Here is a 22,979-nt window from a genome sequence, read left to right as displayed (position 1 = left end):
AATTTATGAAAAAAATATGGACTTTATTTTTCGCAGCAATGCTTATTGTACCGCTATTGCTGCAACCGGCAACCGCACAAGCGGCAAAAGCCATCACAATTACTGTGGACGGGGTTCAATTGAAGACCGATCAACCGCCAGCGATGATTCAAGGGCGTGTTATGCTGCCACTTAGAGCAATCTTTGAGGCATTGGGTGCCAGTGTAAATTGGGATTCAAAGAGTCAAACGGTAACAGGGTATAAAGAAGATACAACAGTAGTGCTCAAGATGAAATCGAAGGTAGCTACTATTAATGGCAAGTCAGTTACGCTTGATGTACCAGCACAAATTTTAAGAGGCAGAACAATGGTACCAGTCCGCTTCGTTAGTGAAGCGCTTGGTCAGGATGTTGACTGGAACTCAGTAAATCAGACCGTAACGATTCAATCTGACACTCCAAGCAATCCAAACATTCCAGGCAATATCAGTATTGCTCCTGCGAGCCATGTATCCGTTCGCGATGTTAATGATCAGGGAGATGGACGTGACATGGAGGTTAGCTTTTCCAGATCGTCTACAGAATCATACGTCGATCATTATCGCATTATGGTTGTGAAGGCTTCAAAAAGCTTTAATTTAGCATCTGCCTTGAAAGTCTCCCCTTCTAATTATACAGTGGTAACTACTTCAAGTTCGAACCGTACCATCAATTTATCGCAGAATTCACGAGATGTGGACGGAGACTACATTAGAAATGATCAGCCTTATGTGGTTCGTATACTTGCTGTTGGGAAAGGTTCTTATTCTAGCGTTTTATCGACTTCTTCTCCGAAGATGACCTTAACCAATTTGTCTTCTGTTACAGAGGTAACAAATGTAAAGATTAACGATATTAACGATTTTGGCGATGGACGCGATGTCTCAGTTAGCTTCACTCGTCCGCAGAATGATAACAATATTTCCAATTATCGTGTGTTTATCGTAAAAACCAAGGATGCTAGCAATTTTAGTCTTACTACTGCGAATAATTTATCAAGCAGTTACTATACAACTGTAAGTAAATCGGGGAGTAACGGCAGTACGTTAGTAGGAACTTTGTCTTCCTCAGCACGTGATACCTCTGGTGAGTTCATTAGAAATAACGTACCTTATACAGCGGTCGTTCTGTCTGTAAGTAATACGAATTCAGTAGGCAATAAACTGTCGTCTGCCTCATCATCAGTAACACTTAGTCAAAATACAATGTCTACTCCGATTATTACACAAGTGAGTGATGTCAATGACTTTGGGGATGGTCGAGACCTGAGAGTAAGCTTCAATAATGTGTCCAATGAATCTAATATCAACGCTTACCGAATTTTTGTTGTAAGAGCTAACAACTATTCGAACTTTACATTGACGAAGGCGAACAGTTTATCTAACACTTATTACACACAAGTGAACAAGACAGGCTACAATATTACGCAGGTGCTCTCTTCAGGGGCAAGAGATACTGATGGTTATCCCATTCAGAATGGAGTTAGCTATCGTGTATTCGTTATGGCCGTAGCAAATAACTCAGCGAATAACGTGTTGTCTTCAGCCTCCAATACGATTACGCTATTTAGCAGCAATGCGGGTGCAGTATCGAATCTCAATGCAAGCGATGTAAGTGATTATGGCAACGGGCGTGACCTCTTTGTTTCTTTCAATAAAGCTGTAGATGAGTCAATTATTAGTCACTATCGGATTCTAGTTGTACCAACAGCTTATTACAATAACTTCAGTCTGACGGAAGCCAATAATGTATCCAGCAACAATTACACGACTGTCTACAAATCTGGAAAGTCCACATATGAGCAGGCGTTAGCTGAAAATACTCGGGATGTGCGCGGTAATACGATCAAAGAAGGTACTAGCTACCGTATCTATGTTTTAACTGTAGCGAATGGAATAGGAAGCAATGCACTATCTGCACCGACGTCTACGATTACGCTAAATAAGAATTTTAATGTGCAAGCTGTAACCAATCTGAATGTGGCGGATATAGCTGATAATGGAGATGGGCGTGATGTGCAAGTAACGTTCACGAAGCCCTCTAATGAAGCAAATGTCAATCATTATCGAATTCTAATCGTACCTACAGCTTATTACAGCAGCTTTAATCTTTCACAAGCCAATAGTAGCAATTATTACATTACAGAAAGCAAAGGTGGGAATATAGCTGCAACTAGAACGTTGGATGGAGTTAGGGATGTGCGCGGTAATTTTATTACGGAAGGAACTAGCTATCGCGTCTATGTACTAACTGTAGCCAATGGAAATACTCCAAATACTTATGCCCTATCCTCTGCTTCGCCTGTGATTACACTTAGTAAAAGTAAAGCTGTTCAGGCGGTAAGTAATATTAATGTAAGCGATATTGGGGATTATGGAGATGGTCGAGATTTACAAATATCATTCTCGAAGCCTTCTGATGAATCCAATATAGGTAATTACCGTATTCTTGTCGTACCCGCATCAAAAGCAAATGGCTTTGATGTGAACGCAGCTCTTAAAGTCACTGATTATACAGATATAAATAAAGGCCAATATAGTATGAGTTTGGGAACTGGTAGTAAAGATACGGATGGAAAACTTATAACAAATGGCCAAGAATATCGCGTGTATATATTGTCCATAGGTAATGGAAATTCCAAGGCAATGTATAACTTATCGTTCGCATCTTCTGCTATTACTTTAGTGGATCATTCAGCACCTGTAGCGGTGGAGAATGTGAAACTGAGTGTTCAAGGGGACAAAAATAAATATTCCGATATTAAAATTAGCTTCGATGTCAAAAACGGACAAAACGTAACGGAGTATAGAGTGTTTATGTTACCTAAAGATGCAGCAGATGGTTTCAAAGAAAGTAATGCAATGAATAATGATAATAGTACTAGAATTTATCAAAATGGGCTCTCCAATGTAAGTCAAGATCTAAGCATAGAATTGGATGCATTTGGTAACCCACTCACTTCCTCCACAGAATACGTTGCTAAGGTGTTAGCTGTGGTAAATGGAAATTATATACTATCAAACTCGTCTATTAATTCGGTGCAGCTTCTGGCAAAGCCTGATAATATCAATGTTGAGCCGTCCCAAGACACTCCAATTAATCAATAGGACAAAGAATTTCTTTATAGTAGGGACTCCCAATGCTCCTTTATGGATCATCGGGAGTCCTTTCTTTTTGTGTGCTGCGCAATACATTGTCTCTAGACCCTTCCACAAATGATTGGTCTGACAAGCATCGATAGCAATCAAGTCGTTGTGAAAGTCAGTTTAATAATATGTAAAATGCGCTTATCCGCTTAAGGATCATAGAAATAAGGTAATTGTGCTCTAGCAGTTGGATATGTTGTTTGGCATAAGTAGCTTGGAAGTGAGCTAAAATCGGCTTATAAGGAGTTAGCTATTGGTTTGCTATTTGGGATATCCTAGGTCGTGAGGAAATAAATAAAAGCCCGGATTTTGTTCTGAAAAATGCTAGACAGAATCCGGGCAAAGAGGCTTTTTTGATATTCAGTGAAAAATACTATATTAAGTAGATGAAGTAATAACTAAAGCGGTAGTTTGAACGGATAACTCAGCCGAAGTGTTAGAGTTATTCTAAACTTGATACTCTCACCCTTACGATGATAATGTCTTTTTTATTCATCGAATTTATTTAGATAAATCAATTTTTTTATTTAATAAGTAAATAGTCAGTCCACCAACAGTCATAGACAATAATTCCCCAACGCCCACTGTGAACCAGGTCGCCCAAAATGGTAGATCGTAAAGGATAGTTAATTGACCAGCCACCGTAAACATGGAGACAGCAAAAATCAAAGCAGTAACAACCATTTTTGCAATGTCATTTGTCATATGTTTTGTGACGCTTCTACAAAGTAATAAGACAAGAAAGGTCGCAATTCCACCGATTGGCACATCTAAAATCCATGTTGGCGACATGAAGTTTGCAAGTATGACGCCAATCGTCACCGCTACCACATAGCGCTTATTGTACAGTGCCAGATAATTAAACATTTCTGACAAACGTAGCTGAACAGCGCCAAAGCTAATGACTGACAACATAACCGTTACAGCGACGTAAAGGGCTGCAACAAGTGCCGTTTTTGTAAGTTCACTTACAGAAACACGGCTAGAATCTTTTACAATAGATGTATTCAATTTTATTCTCCTTTGTAAAATAGCTAGTTGCTATTTTAGTAATAACTACGACCAAAGGAAGAGAGCTTCACGCCCTATCTGAAGTGCCGTAGTGCAAGCCGTTTTTGCTTACCTGCGTATTATAGCAGAAGAATATCGAATTGAACAATGCTATTTTGTCAGCCAACCACCATCAATCGGCATCACTGCCCCATGAATATAATCGGCAGCCGAGCTTGCTAAAAATAAAGTCAAATTCGCCACCTCATAAGGCTGTGCCCATCGACCTGCTGGCGTTTCTTCAGCTACCCATTCAGCCATTTCCCCGTCCCCTTCAAAATCAGCCTTATTCATCGGTGTTTGAATGGCTCCAGGCGCAATCGCATTCGCACGAATACCCGCTCGACAATAATCTAAGTCTAGCTGCTTCGTATAACCGACAATGGCATGCTTAGAAGCTGTGTAGGCTGCACCGCCACCACCAGCAACAAGTCCAGCAATCGACGCCATATTGACGATTGTACCAGTGCCACGTTCTACCATATGTGGTAAGATCGTGTTCGTCACAAAAAACGTGCCCTTCACATTCGTGTTCATAATTTTATCCCACAGCGCTTCGTCTGTATCCAAAGTTTTCGCAAAACCATCTAAAATCCCAGCAGTATTACATAAAATATCAATTTGCCCAAATAGTGAAATAGCTTCTTTGTACGACTGCTCCACATCTTGTTGGCTACTTACAGAGCCAACCTTATAGGCAAAACGATCAGGATATTGCTGCTGTAACTGTATTAACCCCTGCTCCTCTACATCCAATCCAAAAACAGTTGCTCCATTTTCTAAAAATGCAATAACTTGAGCATGTCCAATGCCTGAAGCGGCCCCCGTAATAAAAACCGTCTTTTCTCTATATTCATCAAACTTCATATTGTGTCTCCTTACAGAAAGAAGTCATCTCACTAGAAGAGATGACTTCACTCATTACGATTCTACGATTATCCAATCTTCCGCTAATAGATCACATACTGTAGGTGTGAACATTGTATAGCCCTCACCACGAACGTTAATTAAAAAATAAGGATTCAATGTCTCACCATCATGCTGGCTTTGACCAACCAGCTTCACATATAGCTCAGCACCACCCCAGCCATTGCGAATTACTTTTTCTCCTGCTTTTAAGCGTGGTAATACTTCTTCAAAAGTCATCTCATTCATCCTTTATTTCCATTCTTTATCGCATTAGTATACTGGATTTTTAGGAGGTTGGCAACCATGCCTAGAATCTCCTTGTCATCTGTACCTGCTCTGTTGTCACCTTAAGCCCATTCTTTAATAAATAGCTTGTTGCTGGATTGCTTGCTAAAAAGTTCACTGTCGTTATCTGAACTTTATGTGTTGTGACGCTGGCTAAAAATTGCGGTATTAAATCTATATGACTTTCTGCTAGGATCACCAATTGATAGAGTAGAATACGCTCCATCTCACCGCTGTCATTCCACACGGTTTTGTATAGCATATAGCCTAGGGCTTCATTGTTGTCATTATAGAAAACCTTGGCTTCCCCCTGCTTCACACTCTGCCAGCCACACTGCCAAGGAACATCTTCCTGATAAAAAGAGAGATATGCTAGCTGCTCAGGGCGAATGGTTGCAACGTGAATGGCGGCTGTAGGCGCTACGTTCGCTCCATATTCGCCACTTAAAAATAATAATGAAGAAGCAACCTCATAGCCATATTTTTCATACAAAGCAATAGCTACCTGATTTTCTTTAATTGCCTCCAGCGTAGCGATTTCTACATGTTCTCGTTTATAGATAGCTAAGGTTTCCTCCATTAATAAGCGTGAGACGCCTTTACCACGATAGGCTGGGGAAATACCTGTACCACCGTTCCAAGCTGTTTTCTTGCCATTTATGATACGGAAACCGTTCATAACAACTGCAATCGGTTCATCTTGGTCAAAAATGACAATGGAATGTTTAGGAGACAGCCCCTCCCCAGCCAGTCGATGTAAAAACATTTCGGCCGTCATATGGATATCCACAAAATAGCCTTCGAAGCCTTTGTTCCATGCTTTCAATACTTCCTCTAATGTGCATTGTTCAACTGTTTTGACCTTCATATTTTCCCTCTTCTCAAATGGAATCTAATGTCGCTAAATCTTCTAAGGTTAGTTTTTTCACGATATCATACCCACGCCCTGGACCTTTAGGCTTGATGACAACCGTCCCCATATTCGAAAGGATGCCAAGGCCCACGTCTCTCGGAAAGCTATGACCAATCATTACATTATTCATGCCTTGTGATGGTTTTATTTCCAGCTTGGATGTCAGTGTCGTTAAAATGCTAGTTTGCTCAGCACTGGTAAGATTGCCACCTAACATGAAGATCTCAAACAAAAAAGGGTCAATTTGTACACCGTTAGTTGGAAATGCAAGTAGAGCCGTTTCCTTTGTTCGACAGAACGGACTTGCTGTAATGGGCGAAAGGATGGGAATTTGCCAATAACGCAGCATTTGACCATAGTAAACAGCCTCCCTACGACCATGCTCTGATAGGTTTCTTTGATAGCGGCAACTGTGAAACGTGCCATATGCCTGATCTACACCAACTGTGGCCGTTCCATGCCTTGCATATAAATGAAGCCCACCCTTTCTCAATAACGTCAGGAGATCCTTTTCCATTTTTTTCATCCCCTTCATCATAACACTTTCTATTTTGTAATGTATGTCTAACAAATAGAAAAAAGCTCCCTACAATTTGTAGGAAGCCTATTTTCAGTTATTTAATGGGAATATGGACAATAGCAGTTGTTTCTAAATGTTTCGATGAGTCGATTGAAATATGACCATTGTATTTATGGACAATTTCTTTCACAATAAATAACCCTTGTCCTCTTATGCGACCCTGCTCATGCCTTTTCGTTGAAAACCCTTGCTTAAATATGTGGTCAGCATCCACAATATTTGGCCCTGTATTAGTAATTTTAAATTCATACTGTACTTCATCAGCTGTACAGCAAATCATAATTTTACGTTGTCCTTCAGGTAATTCAACCGCAGCATCAATGGCATTATCAATTAAATTGGATAGAATCTTGATTAAATCTGTCGTTTTAATCTTATTAAAGTCATTTTGAGAAATGGTAAAGTCCATATCAATATTATGATTTTGAGCGGTTAATTTTTTCGTTTGTAATAAGATGGACAGACCTGGGTGGTCAATATTTAATTTTAAAGACTTAATCGCTTGAACTTCTTTAGATAGTGAAGACAAATATTGTTTTGCTTGCTCTGTTTTTTCTAATTGTAAAAGACCATGTAACACTTGAATATGATTAGTGAAATCATGACGTAATGATGATACCGAAGTAATCAAAGTTTTAATTTCTGCTTGATATGTGTCCTCTGTAGCGCCGACTTCTTTCGCTACCTCTTTTTGATACCATCGTTGTAAAAATAAAAAAGAACCAATGACAATTAAAATAAATACACCATTAAAAATAAAAATAAATAAATTGTCTTCAATGACTTTTCCCTTAATGCCATTTAATGTGTCTGCGCTGATATCAATGCCTAGATACCCAATAATTTTACCATTCTCATCTTTGATAGGTGTACCAACCGATAAATAAGAACCATGTACAGAATCATGAATCACCTCTGTAACATAGGTTTCACCTTTGTAGGCTTTTGCCACTTGCTTTGCTGGGACAGTACAAACCTCTCCTATATCAAAGCCTTTTTTCAGTTCATTTGGCAGCCCCATAATCATCGCACTTGATACTTCTGGATTATCCACCTTCAACGTATAAACAAACAATGCACCTAGTTTTACTCTGGCATCATTTAAATAGCTTCTTACTTCCCAATAATAATCATTCTTCTGTGGATTCTTCAAAAACTGCTGATAAGCAGCTGTATCAATAGAAGAAGCAATGGAGTTGGCAGCCTCTAAGCTTTGATTGGCAATTGACTCTTCAACGGTCTTTTTAATTTTCACATAGGATGTAATGATGTTTAAACTTGTAAACAAACATAATAAAAGCGTTGATAGAATTAATATTAGTTTTATTTTTCGATTTTTCATATAAAACGGGACTTCCTCACCTATAAATATTCTGGAATATCATTATATAATAATTAACTCTATTTTTTGTTTGTAAAGTGAACATTTCTTGATTATCCTACAGAAATGAAAACAGAAAATCCATTTTACTTGAACTCTACTAAAATTACACACCGTAACCAATAGTTTAATAATCCTTTACAAGAAAGTAAACTAAAAAGGTAACTAATAACATTTTATGTCTCATTTCCTATCCTATAGGCTAATGTAATACCTTCCTAAAGCAAAAGTCACAAAAAGATCAGGTACCTACTACAATACCTGATCTTCAATGAAATTTGTTTATTTTTTATTCGAAGTACGTGTTCGATCCTGTGGCTTTAAAAAGGAAGGTCGTCTACTGTAGCCCTTTGATGAAAGTCTTAATAATGATTTTTTTAGATTTTCCTTCTTCAAATGTGCACTAAAATTTAAATAGGGTACACCTAGCACACGCATATTCGCTGCGTATAAGATGATGAAAAATACTGCAATAAAAAAACCAAATAATCCAAAAAAGGCAGAGGCTATAATAATGATTAGTCGAAAAATACTCATGGCTGTTACAAATGATTGGTTAACCAATGTAAAAGCCGCAATACTCGAAATTGCAATGACAACAATCATTGAAGGGCTCGTAACGCCAGCTTTTATCGCTGCATCTCCGATAATTAAACCTCCCACAACACTAATTGATCCACTAATTGCACTCGGAAGACGTAAGTTGGCTTCACGAAACAATTCAAACATAAATAGCATCATTAGTATTTCAAGAATCGTTGGGAATGGCAGTCCCGTTCTCGACTCAACAACTGTTGCTAGAAGAAGAAAAGGAAGTTGTTCTTGATGATACGTAGTCAGCGCAAGCCAAAAGCCTGGTGTTAGCATACTAATTAATATCCCAACAATACGAAGCAATCTTTCCATTGAACTGACAATGACAGGAAAATCATTATCCTCACCCGATTTAAAGAGCAACATTATATTCGTAGGTGTGATCAATGCGTAGGAAACACCATCAATCATTATTAGTATTCTTCCCCTAATTAATGCCTGCATAGCAAAATCCGGTCTCCCGGTATAATCATGCCTGGGCAGTACTTTGGCTGTTTGTTCAATTGCTTCCATCAATAAATCACCATTGACAACAATATCCGTATCAATCTTTTGTAATTGTAGACGGATTTGTTCTAGCATATTTAAATTCACAATGTCATCCATATAGAGTACCGCTACAGTGGTTTTGGAACGTCTCCCAATTTCTAATGTTTCTACACTAAAAGAATTAGTGGGCAAACGCTTTCTTAATAAAGCAATATTAATAAAAACATCTTCTATAAAGTCATCTCTTGGCCCTTTGACCACTAATTCTAGCGATGTTTCTCCGGGCTCTCGATTCGGTTTTTTAGAAATATCACTAGAAAATAGTAATTGATTTTCTTCAAAATACAATAATACATGCCCTTTATAGACTCTTGTTATGGCATCCTCTTGCGTTAAAACCTTTTGTAAATAGGGAATGTGTAAATGCTGGTCGATTTGTTCCTCTAACATGTCATCAGCGACATCACTTAATAAGGATTGGACTCGCTGAACAACTACCGTCTGAAGTATTTGTTCGTTGATCATTGCATCACAAGTTATCAAATGTACTGTATATTGCTGAAATTTATATTGTTGAAAAATCACATCAGCAGAGCGTTGAAATAGTGATTTCAACATTTTCAAATTGATCATTTGTTCCATTGATGAAATACTTCTCATCTCCTACTGAGCCAGCTCCAGATTAGTACATTTATGAAAAACGATTACCTTCAATAAATACACTTAAGCATATTTTTCCCATGGATGTGCAAAATATTCAAAGAAACATTTGGTCATTATCCAATCATTTTCTTTAGATTAGCCATCTCAATGGCAGACATGGCAGCATCGTATCCTTTATTACCAGATTTTGTACCAGCACGTTCAATCGCCTGCTCAATATTTTCCGTCGTCACAATACCGAAAATAACAGGGACATTGGTTGATAGCGATACATTGGCAATACCTTTTGCTGACTCATTACAAACATAATCATAGTGTGTTGTAGAGCCGCGAATAACCGTACCTAAACCAATAATGGCATCATAGTTCTTTGTTTCTGCTAGTTGTTTCGCAATAAAAGGAACTTCAAAAGCTCCTGGAACCCAAGCAACATCAATAGACGCTTCATCAACACCATGTCGTGTTAAGCCGTCCATTGCACCGTCCAATAATTTGCTTGTGATGAATTCATTAAATCGACCTACCACAACTGCAATTTTTAAACCCGTTCCAATTAATTGTGCTTCAAATGTTTGACCCATTGTTCTTTCTCCTTTTTAAATAGAAATTTTATTTTCAGTTGTCAGCAATTGACTGCGGTATGCTACAAGTGCCTCTATTGATATCATTTTCAAGTCATGCTGTGCTGCGTACTTTATCAATTCCTCAAAGCGTAGCATATGACCATCATCGCCCATGATCTCGCAAATAACACCCACTGGCACACTATGACAAAGTTTTGCCAAATCGACAGTCGCCTCCGTATGCCCTCTTCGCTCTAAAACACCATTATCCTTCGCAATGAGCGGAAAAACATGACCAGGTCGACGAAACTCAATCGGCTTCGCTTGCTTTTCAATCATTTTTTGTATCGTAAATGCTCGTTCATACGCACTAATTCCTGTCGTTGTATCCTCATGGTCGATACTTACGGTAAACGCTGTTTGGTGATTATCCGTATTGTGCTGAACCATCGGATGTAAATCTAGCTGTTGTGCAAGCTGCTGTGAAATCGGTGTACAAATTAATCCTCTACCATAGGTTGCCATAAAGTTTATAGTTGCTGGTGTCATGAATTCAGCGAGTGCCAGAAGATCTCCTTCATTTTCCCGATCCTCGTCATCAACCACTACAATCAATTTGCCTTGCTTTAAATCCTCAATGGCCTCTTCAATTGCATATAGCACTTTTGTCATCTCCTCGTTCAGTTGTTAAAAACCATGTTGTGCTAAGTAATCTCTCGTAATGGTTGGTGTTGCTTGCCCTTTTTTCAGTTGCTGTAAAATATATTTACCAACTAAATCTGTTTCGATATTCACAATCGCTCCATCCTTCTTCATGCCTAATACGGTTTCTTTGTACGTATGGGGAATTAGTGAAATCGTGACACTGTTCGTGTCAACATGGAAAAGGGTTAAGCTTGTGCCATCAATCGTAATAGAACCCTTCGGAATGCAAAATTTGGTTAGTTCCTCTGACAATTCGATATCGATATAGACTGCGTTGGCTACTGGACGTTTGCGCAAAATTTTACCGACCCCATCCACATGCCCAGCAACAAAATGACCGCCAAATCGCCCATTAGCAGGCATGGCACGCTCTAAATTCACGGAATCCCCTACCACGAGCTGCTGTAAATTGGTTGCGTTGACTGTTTCAGGCATCACATCCATCGTAAGCGTCTGTTCCGTAAAATATGTCACCGTTAAACAAACACCATTAACCGCGATACTGTCTCCAAGCTTGACATCTTCTGCTATTTTGGCTGATTGAACTGTTATTTTCATACTGTCCCTATCGCTTTGCATGGCTTTTAAAATGCCAATATCCTCTACAAGCCCTGTAAACATTCCATCACCTACTTTTCATTGATTTAGGCTTCTATCCTTCACTTTTGAAGTCTTATCCATCAGTTTCGAAGGTCTATCCGTCACTTCTCCAGTTTTATCCGTCTCCTCCTTCTCTAGCTCTAGCTATCGATAAAAAACAAAAACCCCTTTCAGCAAAGGGGTTTGGGAGTATAAGACATCAACAAATAAGCCTAATTGAAAACTATTTTTTCCATAGACTGTCATCTCATTTGTTCTTCTCCCATCCAGACTATAACTGTCGGTTTTGGATTTGCACCAAATCAGCTTGCGCTCACGGACTTTGAATTACTTCATCACCGCCGATTGGGAATTTCACCCTACCCCGAAGAACATCTTCTATTCGATTGGCACTAAATAAAAAAACTTCCCAACAAGCTTGTGGGAAGTAGTGTAATAAATGCATAGGAAAATAGACCTTCTAAATTACAATCAATTTAAAAAGCTCGCATTTTTACCCTTCTCCCATCCAGACTATAACTGTCGGTTTTGGATTTGCACCAAATCAGCTTGCGCTCACGGACTTTGAATTACTTCATCACCGCCGATCGGGAATTTCACCCTACCCCGAAGGATTTTTTATTTAGCTAATCTTACGATAACACTATTTTATTCTATTATCCATCCTTCTTTTTAAAAATTTTTCAAAAAGAATTATAGCAGATCAACAATGCATCCAGTTTTTTCGCGTTTGTACGTCCGCCTGAGGCATTGAGGCAACATGCAATGTTATTGCCACAGGAGGCAGCGTTTTTTGATGGTGTTCCCCTATTTCAGCGGGTGTTTAATCACTCGCCAGCAAGGGAGTCTTCAGCTTAATATAACAATGACTTGATAAATGTAAACGAAATCATTAAACTGATAACATTTAAACTGTGCATGGAACTTCCCTTTCACTAAAACGTTCCTTTACAAGTGACAATTCAGTCCAGCACTTTGGAGGTCATTTACTTGCTATTTTTTAAAAACATCCCATTGAAGCAAGGTATTTTCTATGCCTTATTAATGCTCTGCTGCGTGCTTTCGATTGTGTTCGTTCATCATAATGAATCATTTTATGATCGACCGATTGCTGAGGTGATAAAAGCTGATGTAGCAGAATCAGAACCAATGACAGATATGTATGATAATGATGATTATTTATTTACACAGCATATTACAGCCGTGATACAAAATGGACCACATAAAGGGCAATCCATCCATTTGACGAATGACTATTCCGCCTCTGGAGCTTTCGATCAAGAATACCGTGTGGGCAATGAAATCTTTGTCTCCATAGATAATCACGCATCACAGTCAGGGCTAACTGGGACCATTCTCGATTTAAAACGAGATCAAACCCTTCTCATGATTGCGTGGATTTTTATTTTTGTCTTACTCCTTATAGGAAAAAGACAAGGCTTGTTTTCCATCATTAGTTTAATTGTCAATGCATTGATTTTATCATTCGCGTTAGATTTATATGTGAAACATGGTAACCTGAGCTTGTTAGTCATCAGTGGTATTTGCGCTCTTCTATTTACGATCATTTCGTTGTTACTTATTAGCGGCTTGAACACGAAAACGTATGCAGCTATTGTGTCTACACTTTTAGGAACCGTTATGGCACTCATCATTAGCTCTGTCGTGATGTGGTTAACTGGTGAAAACGGTCTTCGCTATGAAGAAATGCAATTTTTAACACGCCCTTATCGTACAGTCTTTATGGCTGGCTTATTTATTGGCTCACTTGGGGCTGTCATGGATGTCTCTATTACGATGGCTTCTTCAATCTTTGCTTTATATGAACAAGACCCTACTATTTCTGTGAAGGCACTTAAATCTTCAGGGCATGAAATCGGGAAAGATATTATGGGCACCATTACGAGTATTTTGTTCTTTGCCTACCTTTGCGGCTCCATACCGATGGTTATTCTCTATTTGAAAAATTCTTCTACTTTAGGACTCACGCTGTCCTTGAATCTTTCTTTAGAATTAGCTCGCGCCTTAGCAGGTGGTATTGGCGTTGTCCTCACGATTCCGATCAGTCAGTATACTGCTCTATTTTTCATTAATCGAAAGAGGGTTCAAGAATGAATGTAATTGTGTTATTAGCTTTTATTTTATGTCTATTGATGGTCGCAATTGGCGGGAAGCAAGGTGTACGTTCGTTTCTTTCTTTATTCCTAAATTTCGGTGTGCTCTTTGTGACGATCTTTTTAATGACCAACCCTAAAAATAGCCCCATCATCTTAACGTTCGTTGCCTGTACAATTATTAGTTGTATTAGCCTTTTCTATATCAATAAAACAAACAGTAAAACCATTACAGCATTTATCTCTACTATGGTGACGATTGTTGTCTTACTTCTTTTTATTACATTTGTAACGAAAAAGTTGATGATTCAAGGATTTGGTGAAGAATCAACAGAAGAAATAAGCATCTTTTCCCTTTATATTGGTGTTGATTTTGTGCAGATTGGTGCCTCCGTCATTATTATGAGTACGATTGGAGCAATTATGGATGTCGCTATTTCCATTGCTACTTCCATGCATGAGATTTTTTATCGTAACCCTTCGATTAGTAGAAAGAAATTATTTACATCCGGCTTAAATATCGGGAGAGATATTTTAGGAACCGATACGAATACGTTATTCTTCGCTTTCTTTGGTGGCTATTTAAACTTATTAATATGGTTCAAAGATCTCTCCTATTCGATTGGTGAAATCGTCAACTCCAAGGTTTTTAGTGCTGAAATGACGACTATTTTTTGTGCTGGCATCGGTATTGCACTGATTATTCCGATCGCCTCCTCCGTCAATGCCTATTACTTAATTCGAACACGTGAAAAAACCGAAAAGCTCTCATAAAAGAGTTCAGACCTATCACTCGTTTGTGAGAGGTCTGGACAAATCTCCTCCTCTCCTTCAAAAAATGAATGCTATCTCAAAAAAATGTGTCTAAATGATGAAATCGTATAGTAATCGCTCAAATTAGTACTTACATTTGAGAATTTTTTTTTGCTATAGTAAAAAACAGAGCAGTTAGTATCGCGGAGGTGTACTAGCTAAAAGGAATCATGATCGCTGATAATCGACATCACGATTATATCTTCATAGACTTTTTTATAATGCAGAACATGAAATAGTAGAAGCATCGCAACTTTATTTTTCCGAATATTCTGTTTTTATACATTCTATGAAAGTTGAACATTTTTGAAGGAGTTTTTACAGTGAATAAGGAAATAAAAACAGGTCCAATTATGGCTGCTCTCTTAGTAGCCGGCTTTGTAGGGCTATTTAGTGAGACAGCATTAAATATTGCACTAGGGGAACTTAGCCAACTTTTCAGCGTGGATGCCACAACTATCCAATGGCTAGCAACAGGCTATTTTCTCACATTAGGCATTTTAGTACCTGTTACAGGCATTTTAATGCAAAAATTTACCACTCGCCAAATGTTTATAATCTCTTTACTCTTTTCCATAATTGGTACCATACTTGCCGCTGTTGCACCAATCTTTGCTGTCTTACTTATAGCACGTGTTATTCAAGCTGCAGGTTTAGCGATTATATTACCATTAACGCAAAATGTGATTTTCACGATTTTTCCAGCTAATAAACGTGGTAGTGCTATGGGGATGATGGGTCTCGTCATTTTAGCAGGACCCGCTTTCGGCCCGACATTAGCAGGGATGATTTTAGACACGCTATCCTGGCACTGGATATTTTGGGTTACTGTCCCCTTCTTATTATTCTCGATCATTTTTGGTTTTATCTTTATTCCCAATGTGAATGAAAGAAAGCAGCTTACTATAGATATATGGTCTATTATCTTATCTACGATTGGCTTTGGTGGCATCGTCTATGGTGTAAGTAGCGGTGGAGAATTGGGTTGGACAAGCATCAACGTACTTAGTACCATTTTACTAGGTGTAATTGCCTTATGTTTATTTGTGTTGCGTCAATCAAAAATGGACCATCCTATGTTAAATTTGAGAGCTTTCCAGTATCCAATGTTCGTATTGGGTCTTCTGATGAATATGATTACCTTCTTCAATATGCTGTCTATGCTAGTGGTGCTCCCGATGTATATGCAAACGGCACTTTTGGTATCGGCCTTTGTAACAGGTTTAATGATGCTTCCTGGTAGTCTACTAAACTGCCTATTAGCACCAACCATCGGTAAATACTTCGATAAATACGGACCACGTGCAATCATTACCCCCGGAACCATACTTGTTGTGATTGGCTATGGACTTTATGCTTTAAATGGTACCGAAACAGCTACTTGGGCATTAGTGTTAACACATATCATCATGATGCTTGGGGTTGGTATGGTATTGGCCTCTGTCCAAACGAATACGCTCAATGCTTTGCCAAGACAATATTTTCCTGATGGTATTGCGATTACACAAACCTCTCAACAAGTATCAGGTGCCATAGGCATTGCTGTAATGGTCTCGTTGTTCTCAGCTAAGCAACAGCAATTCTTAACTGACAGTACAACTAATGCTCAAGAGGCGGCGGCTTCAGGCTCTGCATTTGTCTTTGCAATCAGTTTTGCTCTGGCATTCATCAATGTCATACTCTCTTTCTTTTTGAAAAAAACTCAATAATTTTAGTATAGAAGGGAGGTGTCTCGAAGGAATTTTAAGGCACCTCCTTTTGTTATGTCATTTCCGTTGCAATCGCAGTATTTTCTGATAATATTTACCATAAGATGTTTACGTACGCTCAAAATAGTTGTTGTTTCATGATGCACTACACTAGGTCGCCCATCCTATGTCATATCTTTAAACATCAATTACGCCTTTGACGTAATTGCCGCTGATTCTGCATTTTCGCGCAGATCAACTTTGCGCCCCGTTTTTTCGAGCTGATGAGTAGAATGTTAACCTCAGACCATCACGTCCTGTAACAGTTAACTGACTTGCATCGTGCAGGTCAACTTCAAAATCAGTGACTTCCGCCGAGGCTTCGGGTTAACATGATGATGATTACTCAGATATGGCACAAGATGTGGCATTCTTAGCCTGAGTTCAGCTTTTTTAGCGGGCATTTGAACACCCATTGGAGAAAACAACACAAGTATTTTTCTTTCTCTAAAGTACTGCTTCACTTTTGGTACAAAAAACACTTGCTGAATTAAGATAAAACGTCAATTACAACGAGATGGAAAAGGAGAAAATTGGCAATGAAGCATATTATCTTTGATTTTGATGGAACACTGGCAGATTCAACCGCAGTGTTTGCATCAGCATGGAATACATTAGCGCAAAAATATAAATTTAAAGGCATCGAATTAAAGGAAATTGATACACTGAAAAAATTATCGATTTCTGAACGCAGTAAATTATTTGATTTCCCAATGTATAAATTGCCCATGATTTTACCGCAATTTTATAAATTGTATCGTCAATCATTAAATGATGTTCATCTTTTTGATGGAATGAAGGAAGTCCTGATGGAAATTGATAAGAGAGGCTATAAAATCATTATTATTTCCTCTAATTCTAAGGAAAATATTTTAGCATTTCTTAAAATGAACGGTATTCACTGTGTAGCAGATGTTCTTTGCTCCAATCGAATTTTTGGCAAGGATAAAGTGATGAAAAAGTTTTTAAAGGACTCAAATGTCAACTCAGCTGACGTGTTATATATTGGGGATGAACAAAGGGATATCGTGGCTTGTAAGAAAGCAGGTGTCCCGATTGTATGGGTAGAATGGGGCTATGATGCCATAGAGGTCGTGCAAAACGAAAATCCTGAATATAAGGTCGCTACACCACAGGAAATTTTAGCGATTATTTAATTATGGGGAAGGATAATAGCATGTTACCTGTCTATTATCCTTTTTTTATATTATTATCCTTTCATCTCACTAATCTGCATGAGCTTTTCTGCCGTGCTATTAACCCCTTTATAGGCATCTGTTAATTCATGCATACTCGCAGCAAATTGCTGTGTAAACGCAGAAATTTGATTTGCTGACGCATTGACTTGATCGATGGATTGTTTAATATTTTCTAGTTGCACTGTAATGCTATCAGCACTTTCTGTACTGCTTTGGGACATTTTTTGTATTTCTGAAGCAACCACGGCAAAGCCACGACCATGCTCACCTGAACGTGCTGCTTCAATGGATGCATTCAAGCCGAGAATTTTGGATTTCATAGCCAAATCCTTTACTAAATTCACAATGTCATTAATCTGCTTAATATCACTTGCCATCGATTCCGAGAAGTTCGATAATTCCTCTAAACGATTGGACACATCCATACTGGAAGTAGCTAATCCTTCATTGGTAGTCGTCATTTCTTCAACAGCACTTGAAAGCTCAGTTGCCAACAAGCGCATACTATCCATTTTTTCATTGGAAATAATGGCACTTACTACACCAATTACCTGACCTCCGTCAAAAATAGGCTGTGCAGAGGCAATGTATGCCATGCCAAACCCTTCCGCCCCGCGCTCTTCTTTCACAAAGCGACCTGAGCTTAAGGCTATTTCCGTTGCAGTCCCTCGATATTTATGTACTGGTTCACCAACCCCTACTTTTAAATCAACACGTTTCCCCGGTTTATAGGCAAGAACTTTCTCTCTATCTGCCACGATGACACAAGCATCCTCTGGATAAGTTGCTTGGTATAAATCAATCGAATCAATCGCTGCCTGTAGTTTTAGATGCATTGTCTTTCCCCTTCTCCCAAAGCTTTTGTAAAATATCTCAATTTAACTATATCATGTCACTTAAAAAAAGACACCAACGTCCAGTGGTGTCTTGTCATGCCATTATGACTTTGTCAATTTTTCTACATATTTCGCTGCCGTTCTGATTTCAATTGTTAGAAAATCATTGCCATAGGTAGCCTTTATTAAAAATGGTACATCATTCGTGTTTTGGAACCTAAAGTCTAAACTGCCGTAGGAAACAGTAGCATCTCTTCCCTTTGGTACATACCCCACATCTAAGGAATGGTGATGACGTTCCACATAGTTAATTGGAATTTGATCGACAGCATTAAACAGGGTTGAAGACGTTTGACAGATTCCACCGCCAATCCCCATGACTACCTTCTTATTAATAATTTCCGGTGCAGGTTGATAGCCATTCGCTTCATCCCTCGGACCCACAATCGTATTAAAAGAAAAATAATCACCACTACCTACAATGACATTATTGATTGCCCTAGCCGACAGCTCGATGTTTTTATTTCTTCCACTATCTGTGCTATTGAAATATGTCGTATAGGATGCAACAACGACATCCTCTAATAAAGGAAGATCCTCTAAATAATAGCCACTTTCTGTTACATAGAGCGGCATTTCCACTTGACCACCCGTCGTTGAAGCCTCTAGAATTCGCTCTACTAATTCGCTTTCTTTTAAAATAGTTTGCGGTCTTCCTTTGATTACTTGCCCTTCTTCTCCCAATCGATCGAGCACCATTCGTTGATCATAGCCAGTCATTGTGTCTGTTCCTCTCGCCAATTCCTTTGCTAATTGTTCTAGCTGCTGGTAATAAGCTTGCGGATCTGTGTCAAAGCCAAATTCCTTAGGAGAGATTGTTTGAACCATCTGCTGTGTTACGGGATCAATAAGCTCTACAATAGGCTCAATTGGGTGCTCTTGTTCATACGTAACAGACTGCTGAGCTTCTTCATGTTGTTGAATTTCTTGTTCTAGCTTGTTATCGTTTGCCGCTTTGTCCTGACATCCTACTAGCCCAAGCGTACAGATAATGCCGCATATAGCCAGCCACTTCTTTCTCAACCATGAACACCTACCTCTATCTTCATACTACAGAGACATCTTATTCGTAGATTGCTCATAGTGTGTTGTTTTTTGATGATTTTTATTTGTCAATACTGCAAAAACACACTATATGAAGGCCACCATTACCTGTGAAATTTTATGATTGAATAAACCTTTAGACGATAGAGGATTATAAGTACTATTTGGTGCAGCTATTTTCTCTTCGCTATCTTAATTTAGATAAGATTATTCCGCATGAATCATTTATACAGCCTAAAAACATTACTTCTCAAAGAAATAAAATGGCATATAAGGCTAAAGTTTAGTAGAATGATTCTTTAGATTAAAATAAATGACTAAATTTTGTTTTATATTAAAACACTACTTATACCTACATTTCCCACAAATAAAAATATAGAATTTAAAGGAAGAAAAATAAATTGACTAATGATTTAAAAATACGTGATAAGTATATCTACACTTATATTCATCATATTGATGAATATGATTTATGTAGAATGGAGATGCGCTCATTTTTTGGAAAAGATTCTGACTCAAACTATTTAATTAGCGATGTTAAAATTGATCCAAGCCGTAGCCCATTTATTGAAGAAAGACTTGAGATATTATATGAAGAGAATGATTTAGACGTATTAAAGGATCGTCTTAAGCATTTCAATGTAGGAGAAAACACTTACAAAGTAATTAGTTTAAATAAAATGGTCATAAATACTACTAATAAAATAGACCATGCAGAGCGTCGTAAAATTGAAAGAGAAATTGGATTGTCGATTAACGGAGAACCAGATTTAGACAATCCAGAAATTATCTTGGGGATTATTACTTTAGACGGTCGTTGGTATTTTGGCAACTATACAAAAAGTGAACCCATTTGGCTTAAACATAAACAGAAGCCACACAATTATTCAACCGCATTGAGCACAAGAGTTGCTCGTGCTATTACTAATATTGCAGTTCCACATATAGAAAATGTACGTGCTATCGATCCCTGTTGTGGAATAGGAACTGTCATAATTGAGGGACTTTCAATGGGTATTGATATTGAAGGTCGAGACATTAATTATCATGTATGTCAGGGTTCCAGAAGTAATATCACTTATTTCGGACTAGAAGGTAAAATTACACTAGGACCGATTTCAGAGGTAACGGAGCACTATGATGTAGCGATTGTTGATTTACCATATAACTTATTTACTCACGCATCAAGGGAAGAACAAAGTGAGATACTAAAGCACGCTCGACGAATTTCAGATAAAATTATTATTGCTACAATTGATACGATTGATGACTTAATTGAAGAAGCTGGATTCGAGATAGTTGACCGATGTATTGCTAAAAAACAGTCTTTTTTACGTCAAATTATTTTATGTAAATGAGAAACACCTATATGGTGAAGGACAATAAAATAATGTTAACCCTGTCCTAATTTTAGAACAGGGTTAATATATTGTTGTGCAACTTTTAATATAGAATCTTAACTGAAAACCCTCGTCCATTCTAATTTATAGAGAAATCATCGGAATTTTAATTATCAACTTTCAGCCGTATCGCATGAAAAGTTATTTCTACTAATTAGCACGCCCTATTGTCGATAAGCAAGATGAATTCCCGTGAAGAAAGGGAAATTACTCTCGAAGCAACAGAAATGACGTTCAAAGTTTACGTAAAAAAGAGCATCTACTAGCTATCAAATGAGCCAGTAGATGCTCTATCATTTTTAACTCTTGTAAAAAAGCTCAAGTACAGAACAGGGTCCTATTTTATTTTTGAATAAACATTTGTGTCCAATAATGACCATCCTGCACATAGCCTACACCGATATGGGTATAGCTTTTATTGAGAATATTGGCACGATGTCCTGCACTGTTCATCCAAGCTGTTACAACTTCTTGAGCTGAGCGTTGACCTTTTGCAATATTTTCACCAGCAGCTTTGTACGTAATACCAAAGTTTTTCATCATGGTAAAAGGTGTGCCATATGTTGGGCTTGTATGGTCAAAGTACTGTTTATCATGCATATCTTGAGATTTATATTTGGCTACTCGGGATAGCTCCCAATTTTCCTGTAATGCTGGCAGACCTGCTTTGGCGCGTTCTGCATTAACAAGTTTAACAACCTCTTGCTCAACCGTGGCCTGTTCCTTTACAGGGATATTGATTTTTTGCCCAGGGGAAATTTGATTCGGATTGGCAAGCTGTGGATTGGCATCTATTAATTCTTGTACGCCTGTCTCAGTTTTCAACGCTATTTTCCAAAGTGTGTCACCAGATGTCACTGTATAGGATTCGGCTGCCATTGCCGCTGCTGGTACTAATAATGAAGCTGCGATTACTGAAGCGAGTGTTGCTTTTTTTATTTTTTTGAACATGTTCATCATCCTTCCTGTTTGCTCTACTATTATCGTAAATAGTTTCAGAGCCATAATCATCACAAAATATTTGGAAGGATTTTTACAATTGTATGACATCGGCACAACACAAACGAACAAAACCCTTTATTACGCTATTTTTCATCATATGCTTTGTCATCAAGTTGCAATCTTTTTGTAATTGGCATACATTACTAATACATTCAGCTATTTAAAATTACTCAAAATAGCCTATTTTGCTAATTGTTTACGTTTTAATCGATAAATTAGTAGAATATAGAGCCCATCATAAAAGAGCGTTGCCATGGAAATAATGGTAATCAATGGCGTACGGAAGTAGAGATAAAAGCCAACCGCAGCAAACAATGTACCTACCATTTTACAGACGGCAATTCCCATTGATTGACCGGCTAAGTTCCCTCTTTGCAACAATAAAGCGATAAATAACCCTGACATCATAAGATTTTGGAAAAATGCTGTGTACTTCCCTTCAAAATCCTGAAACTCATAGACGATGCCAAAAATCATCAACATGCTGAAAAGTAACGTAACCAAAAAGGAGCCATACAATATTTTTTTAGTAAGTATCCTACGATATTCACTTGGCGCATAGCGTAAAAACTGCATTAAAATAAAGATATCCAATACAAGCCAAATGAGTGTAATGTATCGTTGGAGATCATTTTGTGGGTAAATAAAAGCAAAGATAAACTCCCATGAAATATTGGCACAAATAGCGGCCATAGGCATTCCATATTTTTTATCTTGCCACCCTTTATAAATCACGAGTATGTATGTAATTATCCAAAACAGACCCATTCCTAATTGGCAAATTAATAATAGGTTTAGTTCAGTCAATGTTCGCTCTCTCCCCTATATAGCATTCCTCCTACTATATGTGAGGAAAACGATTCATTA

At 38.1% G+C, this 22,979-nt stretch carries 19 protein-coding genes, 1 pseudogene and 2 riboswitches; of the genes and pseudogenes, 6 read left to right on the top strand and 14 right to left on the bottom strand.

The window, feature by feature from the left end; genetic code table 11:
• Nucleotides 1-5 precede the first annotated feature (5 nt).
• Nucleotides 6-3,125, top strand: coding sequence for a copper amine oxidase N-terminal domain-containing protein (locus MKY46_RS07770; RefSeq protein ID WP_036118532.1), 3,120 nt, complete (start codon nucleotides 6-8; stop codon nucleotides 3,123-3,125).
• A 540-nt stretch (nucleotides 3,126-3,665) separates the two neighbouring features.
• On the opposite strand, the gene MKY46_RS07765 is transcribed toward MKY46_RS07770, so the two are convergent.
• From MKY46_RS07765 to ribE, 10 genes and pseudogenes are all read right to left on the bottom strand, one after another.
• Nucleotides 3,666-4,175 (bottom strand): QueT transporter family protein, encoded by a 510-nt coding sequence (locus tag MKY46_RS07765; RefSeq protein ID WP_101966319.1) that lies wholly within the window; start codon nucleotides 4,173-4,175, stop codon nucleotides 3,666-3,668.
• Between the two features lie 150 nt (nucleotides 4,176-4,325).
• The gene (locus tag MKY46_RS07760) at nucleotides 4,326-5,081 is read right to left on the bottom strand and encodes a 3-oxoacyl-ACP reductase (protein WP_340833901.1); all 756 of its coding nucleotides are present in this window, start codon (nucleotides 5,079-5,081) and stop codon (nucleotides 4,326-4,328) included.
• Nucleotides 5,082-5,135: 54 nt separating this feature from the next.
• Nucleotides 5,136-5,360, bottom strand: a complete 225-nt coding sequence (locus tag MKY46_RS07755; RefSeq protein ID WP_036118538.1) for a DUF2829 domain-containing protein — start codon at nucleotides 5,358-5,360, stop codon at nucleotides 5,136-5,138.
• Between the two features lie 70 nt (nucleotides 5,361-5,430).
• Complete coding sequence (locus tag MKY46_RS07750; RefSeq protein ID WP_340833900.1) at nucleotides 5,431-6,276, bottom strand: GNAT family N-acetyltransferase; 846 nt, start codon at nucleotides 6,274-6,276, stop codon at nucleotides 5,431-5,433.
• 13 nt (nucleotides 6,277-6,289) lie between these two features.
• Complete coding sequence (locus MKY46_RS07745) at nucleotides 6,290-6,838, bottom strand: histidine phosphatase family protein (RefSeq protein ID WP_058845066.1); 549 nt, start codon at nucleotides 6,836-6,838, stop codon at nucleotides 6,290-6,292.
• A gap of 97 nt (nucleotides 6,839-6,935) precedes the next feature.
• On the bottom strand, nucleotides 6,936-8,243 hold the full coding sequence (locus MKY46_RS07740) for an ATP-binding protein (RefSeq protein WP_036118547.1): 1,308 nt from the start codon (nucleotides 8,241-8,243) through the stop codon (nucleotides 6,936-6,938).
• Nucleotides 8,244-8,564: 321 nt separating this feature from the next.
• A complete protein-coding gene (locus tag MKY46_RS07735; protein ID WP_080717029.1) occupies nucleotides 8,565-10,007 on the bottom strand; it encodes a spore germination protein in 1,443 nt (480 codons plus the stop codon).
• Between the two features lie 134 nt (nucleotides 10,008-10,141).
• The gene (gene ribH, locus MKY46_RS07730; protein WP_036118550.1) at nucleotides 10,142-10,609 is read right to left on the bottom strand and encodes a 6,7-dimethyl-8-ribityllumazine synthase; all 468 of its coding nucleotides are present in this window, start codon (nucleotides 10,607-10,609) and stop codon (nucleotides 10,142-10,144) included.
• Between the two features lie 18 nt (nucleotides 10,610-10,627).
• Nucleotides 10,628-11,254: pseudogene (gene ribB, locus MKY46_RS07725) on the bottom strand (3,4-dihydroxy-2-butanone-4-phosphate synthase); the annotation flags it as partial.
• A gap of 24 nt (nucleotides 11,255-11,278) precedes the next feature.
• Nucleotides 11,279-11,917, bottom strand: a complete 639-nt coding sequence (ribE, locus tag MKY46_RS07720; protein WP_340833899.1) for a riboflavin synthase — start codon at nucleotides 11,915-11,917, stop codon at nucleotides 11,279-11,281.
• A gap of 229 nt (nucleotides 11,918-12,146) precedes the next feature.
• Nucleotides 12,147-12,272: riboswitch (FMN riboswitch) on the bottom strand.
• 116 nt (nucleotides 12,273-12,388) lie between these two features.
• Nucleotides 12,389-12,514: riboswitch (FMN riboswitch) on the bottom strand.
• Between the two features lie 426 nt (nucleotides 12,515-12,940).
• Between ribE and MKY46_RS07715 the strand changes: the two genes are divergently transcribed.
• The 4 genes from MKY46_RS07715 to MKY46_RS07700 all read left to right on the top strand — a co-directional run bounded on the left by MKY46_RS07715 (nucleotide 12,941) and on the right by MKY46_RS07700 (nucleotide 17,728).
• Nucleotides 12,941-14,011: a YibE/F family protein gene (locus tag MKY46_RS07715; protein WP_180957774.1), complete on the top strand. Its 1,071-nt coding sequence runs from the start codon at nucleotides 12,941-12,943 to the stop codon at nucleotides 14,009-14,011.
• Complete coding sequence (locus MKY46_RS07710) at nucleotides 14,008-14,784, top strand: YibE/F family protein (RefSeq protein WP_036118617.1); 777 nt, start codon at nucleotides 14,008-14,010, stop codon at nucleotides 14,782-14,784. Before MKY46_RS07715 ends, MKY46_RS07710 begins: the two co-directional genes overlap by 4 nt.
• Nucleotides 14,785-15,146: 362 nt before the next feature.
• Nucleotides 15,147-16,532 carry a DHA2 family efflux MFS transporter permease subunit gene (locus MKY46_RS07705; protein ID WP_036118621.1) on the top strand — a complete coding sequence of 462 codons (1,386 nt, stop codon included), beginning with the start codon at nucleotides 15,147-15,149 and terminating at the stop codon, nucleotides 16,530-16,532.
• Nucleotides 16,533-17,110: 578 nt separating this feature from the next.
• On the top strand, nucleotides 17,111-17,728 hold the full coding sequence (locus MKY46_RS07700) for an HAD-IA family hydrolase (RefSeq protein WP_036118624.1): 618 nt from the start codon (nucleotides 17,111-17,113) through the stop codon (nucleotides 17,726-17,728).
• A 53-nt stretch (nucleotides 17,729-17,781) separates the two neighbouring features.
• Here MKY46_RS07700 and MKY46_RS07695 read toward each other — a convergent pair whose 3' ends face one another.
• Together MKY46_RS07695 and MKY46_RS07690 are read right to left on the bottom strand one after the other, a co-directional pair.
• The gene (locus MKY46_RS07695; RefSeq protein ID WP_036118626.1) at nucleotides 17,782-18,606 is read right to left on the bottom strand and encodes a methyl-accepting chemotaxis protein; all 825 of its coding nucleotides are present in this window, start codon (nucleotides 18,604-18,606) and stop codon (nucleotides 17,782-17,784) included.
• Nucleotides 18,607-18,708: 102 nt separating this feature from the next.
• Nucleotides 18,709-19,689, bottom strand: coding sequence for a VanW family protein (locus MKY46_RS07690; protein WP_036118629.1), 981 nt, complete (start codon nucleotides 19,687-19,689; stop codon nucleotides 18,709-18,711).
• Nucleotides 19,690-20,111: 422 nt separating this feature from the next.
• Here MKY46_RS07690 and MKY46_RS07685 point away from each other — a divergent pair, with 422 nt between their 5' ends.
• Nucleotides 20,112-21,068 carry a TRM11 family SAM-dependent methyltransferase gene (locus MKY46_RS07685; protein WP_371327987.1) on the top strand — a complete coding sequence of 319 codons (957 nt, stop codon included), beginning with the start codon at nucleotides 20,112-20,114 and terminating at the stop codon, nucleotides 21,066-21,068.
• A 384-nt stretch (nucleotides 21,069-21,452) separates the two neighbouring features.
• Here the strand turns inward: MKY46_RS07685 and safA are convergent, their stop codons facing one another.
• Together safA and MKY46_RS07675 are read right to left on the bottom strand one after the other, a co-directional pair.
• The gene (safA, locus tag MKY46_RS07680) at nucleotides 21,453-22,061 is read right to left on the bottom strand and encodes a SafA/ExsA family spore coat assembly protein (protein ID WP_058844606.1); all 609 of its coding nucleotides are present in this window, start codon (nucleotides 22,059-22,061) and stop codon (nucleotides 21,453-21,455) included.
• A 231-nt stretch (nucleotides 22,062-22,292) separates the two neighbouring features.
• A complete protein-coding gene (locus MKY46_RS07675) occupies nucleotides 22,293-22,919 on the bottom strand; it encodes a transmembrane-type terpene cyclase (protein ID WP_036118648.1) in 627 nt (208 codons plus the stop codon).
• Nucleotides 22,920-22,979 lie beyond the last annotated feature (60 nt).

Origin of the sequence: Lysinibacillus sp. FSL M8-0355, from assembly GCF_038008985.1 — a bacterium.
Lineage (GTDB): Bacteria > Bacillota > Bacilli > Bacillales_A > Planococcaceae > Lysinibacillus > Lysinibacillus fusiformis_D.
The sequence above is the reverse complement of the archived record's forward strand: the minus strand, read 5'-3'. Positions and strand labels throughout refer to the sequence as shown.

Coding starts and splice junctions, on each gene's coding strand:
- MKY46_RS07770 (WP_036118532.1), top strand. CDS start 6: ATGAAAAAAATATGGACTTTATTTTTCGCAGCAATGCTTATTGTACCG.
- MKY46_RS07760 (WP_340833901.1), bottom strand. CDS start 5,081: ATGAAGTTTGATGAATATAGAGAAAAGACGGTTTTTATTACGGGGGCC.
- MKY46_RS07755 (WP_036118538.1), bottom strand. CDS start 5,360: ATGACTTTTGAAGAAGTATTACCACGCTTAAAAGCAGGAGAAAAAGTA.
- MKY46_RS07750 (WP_340833900.1), bottom strand. CDS start 6,276: ATGAAGGTCAAAACAGTTGAACAATGCACATTAGAGGAAGTATTGAAA.
- MKY46_RS07745 (WP_058845066.1), bottom strand. CDS start 6,838: ATGGAAAAGGATCTCCTGACGTTATTGAGAAAGGGTGGGCTTCATTTA.
- MKY46_RS07740 (WP_036118547.1), bottom strand. CDS start 8,243: ATGAAAAATCGAAAAATAAAACTAATATTAATTCTATCAACGCTTTTA.
- MKY46_RS07735 (WP_080717029.1), bottom strand. CDS start 10,007: ATGGAACAAATGATCAATTTGAAAATGTTGAAATCACTATTTCAACGC.
- ribH (WP_036118550.1), bottom strand. CDS start 10,609: ATGGGTCAAACATTTGAAGCACAATTAATTGGAACGGGTTTAAAAATT.
- ribE (WP_340833899.1), bottom strand. CDS start 11,917: ATGTTTACAGGGCTTGTAGAGGATATTGGCATTTTAAAAGCCATGCAA.
- MKY46_RS07715 (WP_180957774.1), top strand. CDS start 12,941: ATGCTCTGCTGCGTGCTTTCGATTGTGTTCGTTCATCATAATGAATCA.
- MKY46_RS07710 (WP_036118617.1), top strand. CDS start 14,008: ATGAATGTAATTGTGTTATTAGCTTTTATTTTATGTCTATTGATGGTC.
- MKY46_RS07700 (WP_036118624.1), top strand. CDS start 17,111: ATGAAGCATATTATCTTTGATTTTGATGGAACACTGGCAGATTCAACC.
- MKY46_RS07695 (WP_036118626.1), bottom strand. CDS start 18,606: ATGCATCTAAAACTACAGGCAGCGATTGATTCGATTGATTTATACCAA.
- safA (WP_058844606.1), bottom strand. CDS start 22,061: ATGTTCAAAAAAATAAAAAAAGCAACACTCGCTTCAGTAATCGCAGCT.